Below are 550 nucleotides of genomic sequence, written 5' to 3'. Positions count from 1 at the left end.
GGGACTGACCCCTACACCCCGCCAGCCGTCGGCGGCACCAATGGCGCTTATACGGACTATGACATCCCGCCGGAAGCGCTGTCAGATCCCACTTTCGCGGCCCTGATCAAGGAAGCTGAAAAGTATCTGGGTTATCCCTATGTTTGGGGAGGCTCCACGCCATCGACGTCCTTTGACTGCTCAGGCTTTGTCTGCTGGGTGTTCAAAAATTCGGGCGTCTATCCACTATCAAGGACCACTGCCCAGGGGATCTTTGACCAGTGCGCCATCATCCCACCCTCGGAGGCCAAGCCAGGCGACATTGTGTTTTTCACCGGCACTTACGACAGTATCGGTCCGGTTTCCCATGTGGCCATCTACGTGGGCGACGGCATGATGATCCACGCCGGAAACCCGATCCAGTACGCCTCCATGAACACCTCGTATTTCCAATCCCATTTTTACGCCTTCGGGCGTTTGCCAAGGAGGTAACCATGAATCCAAAGATCCAAAAACTGACGGAGGAGATCGATAAGATCACCCATCGAATTAAAAGCCTCGAAGCCAGACT

Annotated in this window: 1 protein-coding gene; it reads left to right on the top strand. The window is 54.9% G+C overall.

Annotated features, from left to right (window positions below):
- A partial coding sequence (locus KCG48_RS15175; RefSeq protein ID WP_211802910.1) for a C40 family peptidase occupies positions 1-471 on the top strand: 471 nt, incomplete at its 5' end.
- Between the last annotated feature and the right edge of the window lie 79 nt (positions 472-550).

Origin of the sequence: Proteiniclasticum sediminis (assembly GCF_018128025.1) — a bacterium.
GTDB lineage: Bacteria > Bacillota > Clostridia > Clostridiales > Clostridiaceae > Proteiniclasticum > Proteiniclasticum sediminis.
The sequence above is the reverse complement of the archived record's forward strand: the minus strand, read 5'-3'. Positions and strand labels throughout refer to the sequence as shown.